Source organism: Selenomonas sp. AE3005, assembly GCF_000686945.1.
Taxonomy (GTDB): domain Bacteria; phylum Bacillota; class Negativicutes; order Selenomonadales; family Selenomonadaceae; genus Selenomonas_A.
Genome location: NZ_JMME01000007.1, coordinates 91,859 through 107,999, shown reverse-complemented (window position 1 = coordinate 107,999; position 16,141 = coordinate 91,859). Strand labels below are relative to the sequence as shown.

Below are 16,141 nucleotides of genomic sequence, written 5' to 3'. Positions count from 1 at the left end.
ATGCTATTAGTCGTCGCCTAATTTGCTGATGGTCAGCAGCAGGTCAATGCAGCGGACATAGAGCCAAACCAGAGTGATGAGCAGGGAAAAGGCACAGAACCACTCGTATTCTTTGGGCAGGCCCTGCGTGACGGCGTCCTGAATCTGCTGGTAATCAATGAACAGGCAGGCCGTAGCCAGGCCGATAATCAGCAGGTCGAGGCCCAGGCCAATCAGGCCGCCATGCATGAAACCAAAATCCATACCGAAGAAGTAGGACAGGACAAAGCGCAGGAGGTAGCCCAGCAGCAGGCCAAACAAGGCAATGCTCACACATTTGGTAAACTTGCCATTTACGGTGACAAGGCCCTTGCTGAATACAATCGCTGCGGCAATGGCCACGGTGAAGGTGAGGGCCACAGCCTGAACGACAACGCCCGGCAGGAAGTTTTCTGCTATCATGGACAGCATGGCAATGGAGGCACCTTCAAAAATGGCAAACAGCGGTGAAATAAAACCGGCTGTTCCCGGCTTGAAACTTACGATAAAGGTCATAATAATACAGCCAACGCAGGCGACAATGGTCGTTACCATCGTGGCATAGCCGCTGATAATGGTGGCAAAGGCTGATACAGCCACTAACAGCACCATCAGAATTTCCTTGAAGGCCACGCCGGAGTAGCTGGCGGTTTCGGCCATATACTGCCCACGGCTGAGGTCCTCTATTTTGCTAAGCATAGGATTTTCCATAAATATCATCCCCTAACATAAAATATATCCCTGCAATACTATTTTACCATAAAAGATATTGCAGGGATATATTTTATCTATCAATAAAGCAAGCCGGCACACATCGTGTACCGGCTTTATTTATGGATATTCATAGATATTAACTTATCCTTCTCGTATTCATTTGTCGGCGTAGATTTCTTCTCGAGCAGAAATCCAGCAGAGTGTTCCATGATATATGGATGTTTAGCTAAAACATTTTTGAATACACAGATTCATTGGTTGCGCGCGCTGCATCTCTCATTCGATAACAATAGGGTTACTACAGTTTCGATGCTCATAGAGAGTTGGTAAAGATTTACCCGGGATAGCAGTTTCTTCTTTCTTGTCCTAACGTTGTGCGCCTTACTTCCAATCGCTTTTGAGTACGTCTGGCGACTAAGTCATCATCACGTCTCTTTTTCGCCAATTGGATATTCGTTTACTTCACCAATGCACTTGCTAGCTAGGTCTTAAAAGAGCACCTGCCCAGTGATTTCTTCAATAAACACTCACATCCTTTCATGAACAAGTATGTAAGCTAATGAAGAGAGCCTGTTTCGGCTAGATACCCACCTGCTAAAATTTCGACCTCCAGTACTACTTTTCTAGTGGTTTGCGTATCCATCTCCTCTTTACACCTATATAATAACATAGTATTCAGATAATTGCAATGCTTTAGAAAAAATAAAATTTAAGATTCGCAGCAAAATATCCTCATTTATAACGATGTTTTATAGTATAATAAGAGTATGTGAATTGTGGATATAAAGGAGCAGACATAAATGAAACATTTGGTTATCGTGCGTGGCGGTGGTGAACTGGCCAGTGGAGTCATTCACGCCCTCTATCGGGCAGGCTTCCGTGTGTTGGTACTGGAGAAAAAAGAACCATCAGCCACACGCCGCCGGGTTTCTTTTTCCGAGGCTATGTACCGTGGTGAGGCCAAAGTGGAACGGGTTATTTGTTACAAGGCCAAGAATCTTGCCGAGGCCAAGGAGCGCCTGAAGAAAGGCGAACTGGTAATGCTGGAGGACCCCGAGGCACGCTGCGTGAAGGAATTAAAGCCGCAGGTGCTCGTGGACGCGATTCTTTCGCATACGACCAATGGTACAACCAAGGACATGGCCGAGCACACCATTGCGTTAGGCCCGGGCTTTTGTGCTGGCCGTGATGTAGATGTGGTCGTGGAAACCATGCGCGGTTATAATCTCGGCCGTCTTATTTATGAGGGCTATTCGGCACGCCGGCAGGATATAGACAGCAGCACCGTCGGCGCGAGTGGCAATATTGAGCATTTGCTGTTTGCTCCGGCAGCAGGAATAGTCGACGCCCTGTTCACTATTTCCATGATGGTGAAGAAAGGAGAGACGATTGCCACCCTGCGGACTGACGCAGGCGAAACGATAGAGATAAAGGCACCGCTGGCTGGTGTGCTGCGTGGCAGCCTGCACCGCGGCAGCCGGGTCAAAGAGGGGCAGAAGATCGCCGATATCAATCCCACCATGGGACAGGAGGAATGTTATACCATTTCTGACAAGGCGCGTTGTGTAGCCGGTTCCGTCCTGATGGCGGTCATGGTTTGGCATAGCAAACGCCCCAAACACAGATTTTTTGGTCGTGGTTAATATGTGGGAAACACTGCTGAACTTTATCTTTCCACCGCATTGTCCCCTGTGTCATGCCTATGTGGAAGAGCGCGGCCTTTGGTGTCCGCATTGTTTGCAGGAAACGTTAAAATTACAAAGATTGCCCTTAAAAGTGCCCATGCAGAAAGCTATTGCTGAAGCATGGGCTTTTGGCGTGTACCGCGGCGGCCTGCAAAGTATAATCAAGGCCTTGAAGTACAGGGGCAGGCGCAGCACCCTGCCGTATATTGATACGCTGCTAAGGGCAGGGCTCGCAGATAAGCAGCTGGGACATATTCTGGCAGCTGTTGATATGGCCGTGGCAGTACCGCTGTATCCGGCGAAGGAAAAACAGCGGGGCTTTAATCAGGCGGAGCTTATTTTTAAAAACTTTCTGCAGGCAGCAGATATACCTTTGACGCGTCAACTGGTGCGGCTGCGGACTACTGTCTCGATGTATCAGTTAAGCGAACAGGAAAGACGTCAGAATCTCAAAAATGCCTTTGCCGTAACAGCGGCAAAGGCAGTGACAGGGAAAAATATTTTACTGGTTGATGATATCCTGACTACAGGGGCAACACTGCACGAATGCGCCAAGGTATTAAAAGCCGCCGGTGCCGGCACAATCTACGCTCTGGTTCTGGCCAGTGACCATCGCTGAGGATAAAAAATTACATAATAAAAGCCCGGCAGGACTGTTTCCGGCCGCTTGACGCTTAGCGCGCAGCGGCAGACTCAGTCATACCGGGCTTGTTTTTTATTATGCTGTTAAGCGATAAAGATTAGCCAACAAGGCTCTGGCCAAAGTAGACGATAAGGCCCATAACGATGATAAAGGGCACGTAAACCTTGGCGGCGAAAGCCAGCAGCTTACCGTCAGCACCAGCCGTCTTAATGGCGGCTACGGCGATGGCGATACTCTGAATGGAAATCATTTTGCCGGCGCAGGCGCCCGTAGCATTGGCTGCAGCAATCCAGGCCTGGGCGGCAGGCGTAGCGCCGATAGCCTGCGCGGCCTCAGTCTGCAGTTTGCCGAAGAGCACGCAGCTGGACGTAGCAGAGCCGGTGATAAAGGTACCGATGGAACCGATAAAGGCGGCAATGCAGGGATAAGCATGGCCCGTAGCTGCAACAGCAGCCTCAGCGATTTCGTGCGTCATGCCAGCGTAGCCCATGACTTTAGCTGTAGCGATAACGGAAATAATGGTGAGAATGGTGAAACGCAGGCCGACAATGGTCTTTTTCAGTACGCCGAGCATTTCGACAAAGCCGGCACCCTGTTTGGAACCACCGATAAAGGCAGCCAGGAAAATCAGTACACCCGGCGTAGCAACCCAGGTGAAAGTATAAGGCGTGCCGCCCTCGCCGTCATAAATGAGTACGGAGCTCTTGATGAGGTTCAGCGGGTCATGAATGGCCGGAATCAGTTTAGAAGTGGCCAGCAGGAAAACGAAGATGAGAATGAACGGCAGCCAGGCCGTGATGGCTTTGCCGACGGTCAGCTGTTCACCATCATCTTCATGGGCCGGCATAGCGTAGGCCGGGTCATTTACCGGGAACATTTTAGCGCAGGCGATGATAGCGCCCATAGAACCAATGGAGCCGGCAACAACAGCCAGCTCCGGGCCCATGGTGGCAGCTACAGCCAGTTCCGGAATGAGGAAACCTAAAGCAGCACCCAGGCAAATCGTAACCATGCCTTTGAGAGCTTTGAGGGAACCGCCGGCAATCAACGTCATGATGAAGGGGCAGAGGATAGTCAGCGGCGCCAGCTGCAGGCAGGTGTAAGTGGCGAGCGTCGTGGCATCATTGCCCGTAACATTGCCCAGAGTGACCAGAGGGATACCGATGGAGCCATAAGCCGTGGGTACGGAGTTGGCAACGAGGCAGACGCTGGCGGATAAAATCGGATTAACACCGATACCTACCAGCATACTGGCCGGAATAGCGATAGCCGTACCGAAACCGGCCATGCCTTCCATGAAGCCGCCAAAACCCCAGCCAATCAGGAGAATCAGCACGCGGCGGTCATTGCTGACGGAGGTCAGCATCTTTTTGATGCCGTCCATGCCTTTAGTGTGTTCGGAGAGGTTGTAGGTGAAAATAGCAGCGATGATTACAAGCAGGATAGGCCAGCAAGCCAAAGCTACGCCTTCTAAAAATGCCTGAAAGGCATGTACTGTCGTCATGTCATAAAGGCCGATACCAACGACTACTGAAATAAGCAGTGCCAGTATGCAGGCTTTATGCGGCTGCATGTGCAAAATACACAGCGCAACAGCCAGCCACAAGATGGGGGAAAGCGCAATCAGAAACAAAAAAACCAAGTCCTTTCTTTATAAGACCATGAAAAATATATGAATAAGATACTTCATTATATAAGCAGGTACTAAAAATTGTCAATGGTTGAAAAAAAGAAATACCAGCGCGTGCAAAGATAGTATAGAAAACACCGGCATGAGGATACTTATTCCTGCGCTAGTACGCGCGGAGCGTGTAAAACGCTTAGGAACAAGTATCCTCATGCCGGTGAAGTTAATGCGTGCTTAACCCTGCGCTGGTACACGCGGGGTGTGTAAAATGCTTGGGAACAAGTATCCTCGAGCCAGTGAAGTTAATTATACAATATCAGTTTTCTAAAACTACTTCTAATTCTTCTAAGGTTTTCTTTTTGCTTTCTTTGCCGAGCAGGATGACTACGGCGGAGATGATGACAAATACGGAGGCGAACATCAGGAAGATGGTGTTCATGCCAAAGGCATTGCCGAGCATTACACCTACGAGCATGGGGGCCAGCATGCCGCCGATACGGCCAAAGCCGGCAGCCCAGCCACTGCCTAAAGCACGAATTTGCGTCGGGTATTGTTCAGGCGTGTAGGTGTAGATAACCCCCCAGGCACCCAGGTTGAAGAAACTCATGGCTGCGCCCCAGGCCAGCAGTGTTTCCGGCGTGGCAGCATTGCCGAAGAAGAAACTGCAGACACCGGACAGGAGCAGGAACAGGGACAGGGTGTACTTGCGGCCGATGACGTCAACGAGCCAGGCGGCGGCATAATAGCCGGGGAGCTGGGCAAGCGTCATAATCAGTACGTACTCAAAGGTCTTGACGACAGCAAAGCCCTGAGCATAGACGATGGAAGGCAGCCACATAAAGATGCCGTAGTAGCTGAATACAATACCGAACCAGGCCAGCCACAGCATGGCTGTACGCGTGCGGAAGGGCTTGCTCCAGAGGGCTGTAAATTTCGGGGCGGTTTCCTGCTCACGTTTGATGGCTGACATGTCAGTCATACCGGTAAAGGGCTGGCTTTTTACACCGAGTTTCTTTTCGAGCAGCAGGATTACGTCCTGGGCCTCTTTGATACGGTTCTTCGTCAGCAGATAGCGGATGGATTCCGGCATGTGCAGGCGAATCAGGAATACGTAGAGGGCAGGCAGGGTGCCGATGACAAACGCAATCTGCCAGCCAAAGACGGGAATAACCAGATAGGAAATGCAGGCAGCCACCAGCCAGCCTACGCCCCAGAAACTTTCCAACAGGACGATGAAACGGCCGCGCAGGTGTGACGGCGCATACTCACTCATGAGGGTGGCCGCTACCGGCAGTTCACCGCCCAGGCCAAAGCCAACGAGAAAGCGGAAGACCAGCAGGGATTCATAGCTCCAGGCCAGGGCACACATGCCCGTGGACAGGCTGTAAAGCAGGACGGTGATGGAGAAAACTTTTTTGCGGCCGATACGGTCAGCCAGGGTGCCGGCCAGTACCGCACCCAGTGCCATGCCGATAAGGCCGATGGAACCAATCCAGCCTACCTGCGCCGGGCTAAGACTCCACTCTTTGGCCAGCACCGGCAGAACAAAGGCGATAAGCCCTGTGTCCATCGAGTCAAACAGCCAGCCCAATCCTGTAAGAATGAGCAGCTTGTAATGAAAGGAACCCACAGGCAGGGATTCCAAGCGCTGTAAAATCATGTGATAAACCTCTTTTCTACAAATGCGACAACTGTCATGACAATGAAAATAACAATTTGCATTATACACTGTCTTGACACCTGTAGCAACCCCTGAAAGAAAATAATTGCTGTAGATGATTTTTAGACAGGGAAATGCTATAATTAGATGGTATTACTGAAGACCAATAAGGAGTTATTTACTTATGCAAAAAATAAAGGGATGGCTGTTAGCTGGCGGTATCTCGCTGACAGCCGGACTGCTGCTTAATATGAATGTTACCTGTGGTGCGGCGCAAAACAGCGATTCGGTGCGGATAAAGATTGGCCAGCCGGCCGTGACAAATACGGCCAAACCGGCTGCGGCGGAGCAGAAACCTGCCGCGACTGTCAGCTCTGTCAAGGAGAATGCTATGGACAGAATAAGAAACGTCCAGCTTTCCTGGAAGGAAATCCCCAGTGCGGTTCGCTATCAGGTGGTGATACTTAAATCAGCTGAGGACAGCAAGGAAAATATCGTTCAGACTTATGATTATGTATTTACCAATGGCCTGACCGTGGATTTAAGCCGTTTCGAGGCCGAGGCCAAGGCTTTTTACTGGAAAGTATGTCCGCTTGATTACAATGGCCGCCCCTTGGGAAATCATTATTTTTCCAAGCCACGCCCGGTTACGGACAGTAAGGTGAACGTTAATGCGCCCAAACCCACTACGCAGTTTGAGCGGATGGATTACTTCCCCCTGTATCCGGTGTTTTCCTGGGTGCCTTATGGCAAGGCCAAGCAGCACGAAGTGCAGGTATATCAGGTAACCGGCAGTGAGGAAAAACTTATCCGCACTCTGCAGGGCGGTGAGTATGATGTTTATGAGGACGGCGGCTACACTGTGCCGGGCAGATATTTTTGGCGTGTGCGTGCCTTGAATAAAGATGGCAGTCCTTTGGGTGGTTGGTCGGAGAAAAGCTATTTTACCATCAAAGGCGATAAAACACCGCTGGCTGCACTGGGTGACAGCATTACCCATGGCGGCGGGGCCATGTCGGTATCGCCGGGGTATCTGCTTTATGACTGGGAGTCTTATTGTCAGGTACCGGTGAAGAATCTGGGCTATAGCGGCAATACTACCGAGGCCATGCTGGAGCGGTTTGAACGCGACGTACTGCCCTTTTCACCCCGGGTGCTGGTGGTGATGGGCGGCGTTAATGACTACCGCCTGGGTACTACCGGCTGGCAGACGGTGGAAAATCTCAAAGCCATCAAGGCCAAATGTGACGCCTACGGGATTATCGTGGTGTTCCTGACAGTGACGCCGATAAACTCACCGCTGATGGTCAGCCGTGCGCATATCGAACAGCCGCCTTATGACTGGCAGACACATCAGAAGTACATCAACGACTGGGTGAAACAGCAGCCTTTCTTTGTAGATGTGGCCAGTGCTCTGACCGACAGTATGGGCAATCTGCGCGACACCTACACTACGGATGGCCTGCACCCTGATTACTACGGCAAAAAATACATCGGTGAGCAGGTCGGGCGTTATCTGAAGGCACATTTTGCCTGGGTTACGAATACGCTGACGAAAAAGCCCATTCCGACTTACAATGACTAGGGCATTTTTGCATTTTTAACCCAGTTATAATGACAAAGGCCGTATTTTGCTTTAAAATATAAAGTATAATAGGAAGTAATATGAATTAAGGGGAAGGTGGAAGTTATGAGAAAGATATGGGGAATCCTGCTTGTAATTTCCTGTCTGCTGTCTGGTGTATGTATGGCTGCCCCCCAACAGATAACCGCTACAGGTGTATATGTCATGGGAGAGAATGACTCGCCGAAAATTGCCAAGGATGCAGCCAGGCAGGAGGCTATGCGCTCAGCTGTGGAAAAAGCCGGGGTATATGTGGAAAGCTACTCACGGACGCAGAACATGCAGCTGACGGCTGATGATATCAAGGTCATTTCCGGGGCGGTGATGAAGGTTTTACAGGAACAGGCTGTACCGGAACTGTCCGCAGGTGTATGGAAATACACGGTTACACTGACTTGTGAGGTTGACACGGATAAAATCGACCTCAAAGCGATGATGGACAACCGTAAAGAACTGGAAAAACTCCAGCAGGAGCGTGACGCGCTCAAAAAGCAAAACGAGGAACTGCTCGGAAAATACCGGAAAGCACAGGGGCAGGAGAAAAAGGACCTGGAAGAGAAACTGGAGTCCCAGTATTCCCTGCAGGATGTTTTTGACCGCTGCGCTACCTATATTCAGCAGGGCGAACAGCGCCGTGCCATCTTCGAGCTGAACAAGGTTATCTCAGATACCAAGGTAAAGGACAGCCCACGGGCTTATGCTTATTACCTGCGCGGCCGGGCCTATTACGAGCGCAATATGGACACCGAGGCGCTGGAAGATTTTGACGCTGCCAGTGCAACGCCGCACAATGATAATATCTATCCCGTATGGCGTGCCTATTACTATCGGGGGCTGATTTACTCAGACCGGGAGCAGTGGACGCTGGCCTATGAAGAATTAAAAACAGCCTGGGAGGCCTCCGGCCGTAACGATGCAGAGATAGAGGCTGCCATGCAGCGTGCCAGACGCCATGCCTATCCTGCTGCCCAGCGTGAAGGCAGACACCATATTCCCAGCAATGGCGGCAGCAAGCGTCCCAGCAGTGGGAAGGACGCCATCAACTGGGAAAAAGTCGTTTCCGATGTATTGATTGACGTTATCCGTCAGGCGTCTAAGGGATAATAATCCTTGCCAGCAGCTGCAGAGGTTCAAATTGTGACTTGCGCACAGGATATTTTTTCCTTTGCCTGGTATAACGAGGCAAGAAAATGTCCCCTACCTCAGCAGGTGGGGGCACGAATACCAAAACAGGCGGCGAGCATATCTCCCGCCTCGTTGAAACGCCAAGAGGAAGTTTTGCCTATGGCAAAACTGGAACAACGGCGTTATAATAAATATTATCGGCCCGGGGTGTGCTGCTGGCAGGCGCTGCCCCGGCAGATAAATCTTTTCCGTCAAGAAAGCGAGGATAAGAGTAGTGAAAGAGTATTCCTTTGCACCCCAGGGTGTTTGCGCTAAGCAGATAACCTTTAGTATTGATGATGCCGGTAAATTGCACAACGTGCAGTTTATGGGCGGCTGTCCCGGTAATCTGCAGGCTATCGGCAAGCTGGTAGAAGGGGCAGAACCCCAAAAGATTGCCGACATGCTGCGCGGCAATGACTGCCGCGGCCGCGGTACTTCCTGTGCTGACCAGCTGTCCATTGCCCTGACTGAGGCTTTGAACAGCGCTGGTGTCGCGTAAATAATAACTCATAGACAGAAAAACTGGTGTCATTTTGTGATGGCACCAGTTTTTTTTCTGAAGTTGCAGCTTAGCACGCTTTTTCATATAATTAAATTAAGTTATAAGGAATTATATTGAAAATGTGGGGAAAGAAATGGTCAAGCTATCAATTCGCAGGAAGGTCCTGTTTATTATGCTCGCTGGGGTGCTGGCTACATTACTGGCTGTGGGTGGTGTGGCACTTTACGGCATGAGCCGGACGCAGCAGTCTACAGCCCAGGAAAGTAAAGCCCTGGAAAATTTTTTGTCCGACTCGTTGGGCGCTTATACAGAAAATCTGGCCAAGGAAAGATTGAAGGATATAACAATAACCCAGGCCCGGCATTTGGACAGGGAATTATTGATAGTGCAGGAAGATGTGGAATACATGGCCGATGCCATGCACTTAATCCTGACTGCTCCCGAGAAATACCTGCCGCGTCAGCTGCCGGATACGCGTGGGGAACAGGACATATTATTTGGCATGCCCTATATCCACTATAGTTCGGCCTTGCTGCAGCAGGGGATAACGCCTGCCGTGCAGACGGAAAGCGGGCTGGCCGCCAATTTTGCCGATGTACTGCTGCCGATGAGTAAATCGTATAGAGGCTACAGTACATCGTTATACGCTGGTTCTAAGAACGGCTATCTGCTGTGTTTGGATTTAACAGCTAACGATAATGGGCCGGCCAGCGTGTTTCCGGATGCGCATGTCAAGGCGGAGTTCCTGGCGAGTTATGACCCGCGTGAACGCACTTGGTATAAGCAGGGGGAAAATACTATAAAACCGGTGTTTTCCAGTGTTTACAGGGGCGCAGAGGGTAATCTGGACATAACCTGTGCCGCACCCTATTATGATGCAGACGGCTTTGCCGGTGTGGTCGGGATTAGCTACACCGTTGAGGATATTTACCAGACACTGGTGGAACATGCCATGCAGCAGAAAAGTAACAGCTTTGTTCTGGACAGCAGCGGCCGGGTGATTTTTTCTTCGGAAAAAGCGGGCGTGCTGTCAGTAGACGGCCAGGCCAGGGATATTCGACAGGCCGGAGAGAATGGCCTGGCAGAGACAGCCAAAAGTATGACTGCCGGCGAAAGCGGCGTTGTATCGTTGACGATAGCAGACAAGTCATACTATCTGGCGTATGCTCCAATGCCGACCACCGGCTGGAGTCTGGGCGTCCTGTTGGGGACTTCAGAGGTCATAGACCCGGTGGAACAGGTAAAAGATTATGTCGTGACGAATATGGAGGCCTTCCAGAAAACAATGCACGACAGTATATCTGATATCCTGTTAAAGGGCTTACTGCTGCTGATTCCCCTGCTGTTCCTGCTCATGTATGCCAGTGCTTTTCTGGCGGAGAGGATTACAAAACCCATTCGCAGACTGGCCGAAGGGGCTAAGGAAATTGCCAAAGGCGATTTTAACCAGAAATTTTCCTTGAACAGCGGCGATGAGCTGGAGAATTTGGCGGCGTCCTTCAATTTTATGACGGATGAACTGAAAAAATACACGGAAAATATGGCCAAAGCGGCCGCAGAAAAGGAACGTTCCCGTACGGAGCTTAAAGTAGCGGCAAAAATTCAGACGGATATGCTGCCGCGAAATTTTGCTGATTTTGACTGTCAGCCGGAGTTTGACATTTACGCAATGATGGAGCCGGCCAAGAATGTGGGCGGAGACTTTTATGATTTTTACATGCTGCAGGGGCGGTATTTGGTCATAACCGTGGCTGACGTGTCAGGCAAAGGTGTACCGGCGGCCCTGTTTATGGCTAAATCACAGTCCGTGCTGAAGAACTGTGTTCTGCGGATTAACAATCCCGAAGATATGGCCGGCGTGCTGACCGAGGCCAATAAGGAACTGTGCAGCAATAATGATGCCGCCATGTTCGTCACCGTGTTTATCGGCGCTCTGGACCTACAGACCGGTCACTTTACCTATGCCAGCGGCGGTCATTGCCCACCCTTGCTGGGGCAGGACGGGCATTATGAATTCGTGTCAATGGCAACAAACTGTGTGCTGGGGCTGATGGAAATGCCCTATATACAGCATAGTCTTGACCTGAAACCGCAGGATACGCTGTTTGTTTATACCGATGGCGTGTCGGAGGCAATGAACGAGCAACGGAAAATGTTTACCGAGGCCCGGATAAAGGCTGCTCTGAACGACTTGCCGGCAGCGCAGCCGGTGACGGATATACTGCAGCAGATGTACGCAGTTATACGCCAGTATGCCGGAAACGCAGAGCAGTCCGACGATATTACCATGCTTGGCTTGCGGTACAACGGATAATTTCAAAAAAACTATTGACAATGACCTGACATGTCCGTATAATTATGTCTTGTGAGTGACACACTTGCAAAAATGGCCCGGTAGTTTAGTTGGTTAGAATGCCGCCCTGTCACGGCGGAGGTCAGGGGTTCAAGTCCCCTTCGGGTCGCCATTTGCCTCTGTAGCTCAGTTGGTAGAGCAGGGGACTGAAAATCCCCGTGTCAGTGGTTCGATTCCGCTCGGAGGCACCACTTAAAAAATAAAATCCTTGTCATAGCAACGGCTTTGACAAGGATTTTTTGTATTTCGCTATACAGGCCTTACTTGGCGCGGAAATCAATATAGAGAATTTCCGGCACGGTAAACAGCATTAGTCCCTTCTTGGTGAAGAAGGAAAAGGAGTCAATGTTCTGTAGTTGGAAGGAACTCAATTCACTGCTTTGCAGAAACTTCTGCCCGTCTTTGTCGGTATAGCGAATGGTCAAAATATCATCAACAGAGACGGAAGAACCGCCTTTCCAATGCACAACTGCTCTCATGGTATCACCCCTAACATTTATTTAATTCGACACGGGAAAAAATTTTCCTGCTGGAGTGGTGCTATAGATAAGCTGTGTTATACTGTAGGTGTGTAAAACTTGTGCAGGATTTTTAGGAGTGTAACGAATGGAAGCTTTTTGGGCAGCTTTTTTGCTGATTTTTTTCGCAGAAATGGGAGATAAGACGCAGTTTCTGGTCATGGCGCTGGCCGGCAGGTACAGCAGCCGCGCCGTGTTTACCGGCATGACACTGGGCATAATCGTCGTGCATGGTCTGGCCGTGGCCGTTGGTGCTACCATCGGCAGCCTGATTTCGGCAGAAAAAATGACCATAGTGGCCTCAATTCTCTTTATTTGCTTTGGCCTCTGGTCCTTGAAAGGCGAAACGGAGGACGAAGAAGAATGTAAGGCCAGCCGTTTCGGCCCGGTAATGACCGTAGCCCTGACTTTTATCATCGGGGAAATGGGGGACAAAACCCAGCTGGCGGCCGTGGCCCTGGCGTCAGAAATGGGCAACTGGCTTATGGTATTCGCCGGTGCCGTAGCCGGTATGGTTATCGCTGACGGCATGGGCCTCGTGGCCGGCAATTACCTGCAAAAGAAAATATCGCCCCCGACCATGCAAAAAGTGTCAGCGGCGATATTCATCGTGTTTGGTGCAGCCGGACTGGTGCAGTGTCTGCTGTAATTTAGCAGCTAATTCTGCCACGATGTCAGCGCGGTGATTCACAAACATTTCCCCTGTGCCATGGCGCAGGTAGTCTTCGTTTATATTGTACTCAGCAATCAGCTGGGAAATGACACGCTCTGTGATGGGGCGTGTCATTTTTTTTTGTAAGCGGCGGTGCGAAAATATTTTATGGTGTTGCTGTAGCAACGACATACTATTCAGAATAATGATATAATGTGGCCAAAGTTGAGAGGAGGGGAGCGGAATTGGATTGGAAAGAGTTTTTTAACAAACATACGCTGGGCTGTCTGGCAGGCGGATTTGCCATAGGGCTGGTGGTTTGTGCCATCGGCGCCGGAATGATGTCTTTTTCCGGTTCGGCAGCGTTCTGCGGTTCCTGCCATGCGATGAAAGGCGAGGCGGCGAGCTTTGCCAAATCTACGCATAGCAAACAAGCCTGTGTGGAATGTCACCTGCCTCACGACAATATGGCTATTTACATGATTGAGAAGGGGCGCACAGGTATGGTTGACACTTATCATGCGGTACTCAGGGATTATCCGGCCCGTATTGACCTGTCAGCCGGGGGCAAAAAGACTGTGAACGGCAACTGCCTGCGCTGTCACGAAAACACCATGGGCAGTGTACACATGGCGGTGGGCGTGGATATGGACACCGGAGCGGACTGCTTGAAGTGCCATAGCCGCATAGCCCATGGAAGTAATCATCTCGAAGGGGGGATAAAAGTTGAGTAAGCTGCAAAAGATTCTAGCTGGGATGGTGGCCGCCTGCGTGCTGTTCTTTGGTTTCGTAGTGGTACGTCTGGGAGCAGCGCCCAATGATGACAGTGTCAAGCTGGCCAAGATATCCCATGAAAATTATGCCCATGTGGGCAAGGAGGCCTATAAAGAGGCTTATCCTTTGGAATATAAATCCTATATGAAGAATAATCAGGGTGGGGAAAGCCCCACAGGTTATGGCGGCAGTGACCCGGGAAAATCTTATATTGAGATGCAGCCGGAAATCAAGGAAAACTTCAAGGGGTATAAATTTTCGGTGCAGTATGATGTGGCCCGTGGCCATACCTGGGCTGGCGTTGACCAGTTGAATTCCCAGCGTATTCCGCCGCAGAAGGGCAACTGCATTGTCTGCAAAGGTTCGTGGATGTATGACAAGTGGTACAAGGAAAGCGGTTGGGATTTTGCTACCCTGCCGTTTGCTGAGGCAACACCGCCTTATACCAATAAGGATACCGTGGAAGGCACAGACCTGTACATGGGCTGTTCTTCCTGCCATGACCCGGATACGATGGAACTCAGGGTTTATCAGCAGGGCTTTGTAGAGTCCATGGCCTTGAAGGGGATTGATATCAGCAAGGCGTCCCACAATGATATGCGTGGTTATGTCTGCGGCCAGTGCCATAACGAATATTACTTTATGGCCGAAGATGGCCGGGTGCGTCATCCTTTTATTGCCGGTTGGGAACCGGAAGAGCAGTTTAAATTCTATCAGACGCAGAGCGAGCAGCTTGGGGCCTTTAAGCAGGATTGGATTCATCCCGATTCCAAGACGCCGATGCTGAAAGCCCAGCATCCGGACTTTGAAATCTGGACCACCAGTGTGCATGCTGACGCCGGCGTTACCTGCGTGGACTGCCACATGCCTTATATGCGGGAAAATGGTCAGAAATATACCTCGCATTGGATGACCAGTCCGCTAAAGACGGTAGAGGCCTCCTGCCTCAAGTGTCATGATGAAAACAAGGACACGCTGATTGCCAGAGTCAAGACTATCCATGATAATAATTTCAAATTACAGCGTATTGCCGGTCAGACGGTTGCCAAGGCTCATCTGGCGGTGAAGGCGGCCATGGACGCCGGAGCTACGGACGAACAGCTGGCACCGGTGCGGCTGAAACTGCGCGAGGCTCAGTGGTATTGGGACTGGGTAGCTGCAGAAAACGGCAATGGTTTCCACAATCCTGATAAGTGCATGCGTATCAGTGGTGAGGCCATTGATTTGGCCCATCAGGTGATTGAAAATGCCAATGCTTTGGTAAAAGGCAGCTTGTAAAATACAATACTTATAATGAACAACGCCGCCACACTTGGAAAAAAGCAAGTGTGGCGGCGTTTGTCTGTCATTTATGATGGCAATACCCTTACAAAACAACGGTAGTAATTCTTGTAGGATAGTACAATGCAGGAGTCTATTTCAGATGATAGAATAATTACTATATATAGTTGCCATAGCAACATGATGATAGTTTTATTGTTGATATAATGAAGGAAATATGTGTATTTAGGAGTGAAGGCTATGCAGGTATATCATCTTGATTTGCATGAGCTGCCATTGTTTCAAGGGGTACCGGCAGCAGAGGTGGAGCATTTTATAGAGGCTACCGGGGCCAAAATAAAACGGGTAAGCCGTGGCGCCCGGATTTTGGACGCTTATGAGGAAAATCATAATATCGGCGTAATTGTCGAAGGTGAGGCGCAGGTATTGGCCGAGGACCGTTTCGGCAAGGAAAATGTCAGCCATAATCTGGAACGTGGTGCGATGCTCGGGAGTACTTCAGCGATTATGCCGCAAATACCGTATGATATGGCTATTGAGGCCCTGACGGACGTACTGGTACTATGGATTCCTTATCAGGCCTTGCTGACGGCTGGCCCGAAACTAGGACGCACACATGGCCTGGTTATGAAGAACCTGTTGGAGGCCTTTTGCCGGAAAAATGTGTTGATGATGCAAAAAATCAAGATTCTTTCCCAAAAGACGCTGCGTGAACGGCTGATTCTCTATTTGCTGTATAAAGAACAACGTAAAGGTAAGGCGCGTGTGCAGGTGCCGGGCCGGGTACAGCTGGCCAAGGAACTGGAGTGCAACCGCAGTGCACTTACCCGGGAGATTAGCGCCATGCAAAGTGAAGGCCTGCTTAAGGTGGGCGAGGATTGGATGGAATTGGATGCTGCCAAGGTGGCGGCTATGGATTGAGT

14 protein-coding genes and 2 tRNA genes are annotated in these 16,141 nt (G+C 50.3%); 12 read left to right on the top strand and 4 right to left on the bottom strand.

The features are described 5' to 3' along the window. Positions 1–6: 6 nt before the first annotated feature. Positions 7–729 (bottom strand): Bax inhibitor-1/YccA family membrane protein, encoded by a 723-nt coding sequence (locus DL94_RS0106675; RefSeq protein ID WP_028129500.1) that lies wholly within the window; start codon positions 727–729, stop codon positions 7–9. An 803-nt stretch (positions 730–1,532) separates the two neighbouring features. Here DL94_RS0106675 and yqeB point away from each other — a divergent pair. Together yqeB and DL94_RS0106665 are read left to right on the top strand one after the other, a co-directional pair. Next, a complete protein-coding gene (gene yqeB / locus DL94_RS0106670; protein WP_028129499.1) occupies positions 1,533–2,375 on the top strand; it encodes a selenium-dependent molybdenum cofactor biosynthesis protein YqeB in 843 nt (280 codons plus the stop codon). A 1-nt stretch (position 2,376) separates the two neighbouring features. Then, positions 2,377–3,036: a ComF family protein gene (locus DL94_RS0106665; RefSeq protein ID WP_028129498.1), complete on the top strand. Its 660-nt coding sequence runs from the start codon at positions 2,377–2,379 to the stop codon at positions 3,034–3,036. 121 nt (positions 3,037–3,157) lie between these two features. On the opposite strand, the gene DL94_RS0106660 is transcribed toward DL94_RS0106665, so the two are convergent. Together DL94_RS0106660 and DL94_RS0106655 are read right to left on the bottom strand one after the other, a co-directional pair. Beyond that, positions 3,158–4,693: an L-lactate permease gene (locus DL94_RS0106660; protein ID WP_028129497.1), complete on the bottom strand. Its 1,536-nt coding sequence runs from the start codon at positions 4,691–4,693 to the stop codon at positions 3,158–3,160. A gap of 310 nt (positions 4,694–5,003) precedes the next feature. Then, the gene (locus DL94_RS0106655) at positions 5,004–6,347 is read right to left on the bottom strand and encodes an MFS transporter (RefSeq protein WP_028129496.1); all 1,344 of its coding nucleotides are present in this window, start codon (positions 6,345–6,347) and stop codon (positions 5,004–5,006) included. 184 nt (positions 6,348–6,531) lie between these two features. On the opposite strand from DL94_RS0106655, the gene DL94_RS0106650 reads away from it, so the two are divergent. The 6 genes from DL94_RS0106650 (at position 6,532) to DL94_RS0106625 (ending at position 12,184) form a co-directional block, all read left to right on the top strand. Next, positions 6,532–7,932: an SGNH/GDSL hydrolase family protein gene (locus tag DL94_RS0106650; protein ID WP_037371462.1), complete on the top strand. Its 1,401-nt coding sequence runs from the start codon at positions 6,532–6,534 to the stop codon at positions 7,930–7,932. A gap of 105 nt (positions 7,933–8,037) precedes the next feature. Next, positions 8,038–9,075 (top strand): nucleotide exchange factor GrpE, encoded by a 1,038-nt coding sequence (locus tag DL94_RS0106645; protein WP_028129494.1) that lies wholly within the window; start codon positions 8,038–8,040, stop codon positions 9,073–9,075. Between the two features lie 295 nt (positions 9,076–9,370). Further along, a complete protein-coding gene (locus DL94_RS0106640) occupies positions 9,371–9,637 on the top strand; it encodes a TIGR03905 family TSCPD domain-containing protein (protein WP_028129493.1) in 267 nt (88 codons plus the stop codon). Positions 9,638–9,773: 136 nt separating this feature from the next. Next, positions 9,774–11,954: a SpoIIE family protein phosphatase gene (locus DL94_RS0106635; RefSeq protein WP_081798777.1), complete on the top strand. Its 2,181-nt coding sequence runs from the start codon at positions 9,774–9,776 to the stop codon at positions 11,952–11,954. A 74-nt stretch (positions 11,955–12,028) separates the two neighbouring features. Continuing rightward, positions 12,029–12,105: transfer RNA gene (locus DL94_RS0106630), tRNA-Asp, on the top strand. 3 nt (positions 12,106–12,108) lie between these two features. Then, positions 12,109–12,184, top strand: a tRNA-Phe gene (locus DL94_RS0106625). Between the two features lie 69 nt (positions 12,185–12,253). On the opposite strand, the gene DL94_RS0106620 is transcribed toward DL94_RS0106625, so the two are convergent. Next, complete coding sequence (locus DL94_RS0106620; protein ID WP_028129491.1) at positions 12,254–12,472, bottom strand: hypothetical protein; 219 nt, start codon at positions 12,470–12,472, stop codon at positions 12,254–12,256. A gap of 127 nt (positions 12,473–12,599) precedes the next feature. Here DL94_RS0106620 and DL94_RS0106615 point away from each other — a divergent pair, with 127 nt between their 5' ends. The 4 genes from DL94_RS0106615 to DL94_RS0106600 all read left to right on the top strand — a co-directional run bounded on the left by DL94_RS0106615 (position 12,600) and on the right by DL94_RS0106600 (position 16,139). Then, entirely contained in the window at positions 12,600–13,160 is a 561-nt protein-coding gene (locus DL94_RS0106615; RefSeq protein WP_028129490.1) for a TMEM165/GDT1 family protein, read from the top strand. A 248-nt stretch (positions 13,161–13,408) separates the two neighbouring features. Next, on the top strand, positions 13,409–13,897 hold the full coding sequence (locus DL94_RS0106610; RefSeq protein ID WP_028129489.1) for a cytochrome c3 family protein: 489 nt from the start codon (positions 13,409–13,411) through the stop codon (positions 13,895–13,897). After that, positions 13,890–15,215, top strand: coding sequence for an ammonia-forming cytochrome c nitrite reductase subunit c552 (locus DL94_RS0106605; RefSeq protein WP_028129488.1), 1,326 nt, complete (start codon positions 13,890–13,892; stop codon positions 15,213–15,215). The genes DL94_RS0106610 and DL94_RS0106605 overlap by 8 nt, the downstream gene beginning before the upstream one ends. 243 nt (positions 15,216–15,458) lie before the next feature. After that, positions 15,459–16,139: a Crp/Fnr family transcriptional regulator gene (locus DL94_RS0106600; protein WP_028129487.1), complete on the top strand. Its 681-nt coding sequence runs from the start codon at positions 15,459–15,461 to the stop codon at positions 16,137–16,139. Positions 16,140–16,141: the final 2 nt, after the last annotated feature.

Bases quoted from the DNA above. Each gene is read 5' to 3' on its own strand.
- DL94_RS0106635 (WP_081798777.1), top strand. From the start codon at position 9,774: ATGGTCAAGCTATCAATTCGCAGGAAGGTCCTGTTTATTATGCTCGCT.
- DL94_RS0106645 (WP_028129494.1), top strand. From the start codon at position 8,038: ATGAGAAAGATATGGGGAATCCTGCTTGTAATTTCCTGTCTGCTGTCT.
- DL94_RS0106675 (WP_028129500.1), bottom strand. From the start codon at position 729: ATGGAAAATCCTATGCTTAGCAAAATAGAGGACCTCAGCCGTGGGCAG.
- DL94_RS0106650 (WP_037371462.1), top strand. From the start codon at position 6,532: ATGCAAAAAATAAAGGGATGGCTGTTAGCTGGCGGTATCTCGCTGACA.
- DL94_RS0106665 (WP_028129498.1), top strand. From the start codon at position 2,377: ATGTGGGAAACACTGCTGAACTTTATCTTTCCACCGCATTGTCCCCTG.
- DL94_RS0106600 (WP_028129487.1), top strand. From the start codon at position 15,459: ATGCAGGTATATCATCTTGATTTGCATGAGCTGCCATTGTTTCAAGGG.
- DL94_RS0106655 (WP_028129496.1), bottom strand. From the start codon at position 6,347: ATGATTTTACAGCGCTTGGAATCCCTGCCTGTGGGTTCCTTTCATTAC.
- DL94_RS0106615 (WP_028129490.1), top strand. From the start codon at position 12,600: ATGGAAGCTTTTTGGGCAGCTTTTTTGCTGATTTTTTTCGCAGAAATG.
- DL94_RS0106620 (WP_028129491.1), bottom strand. From the start codon at position 12,472: ATGAGAGCAGTTGTGCATTGGAAAGGCGGTTCTTCCGTCTCTGTTGAT.
- yqeB (WP_028129499.1), top strand. From the start codon at position 1,533: ATGAAACATTTGGTTATCGTGCGTGGCGGTGGTGAACTGGCCAGTGGA.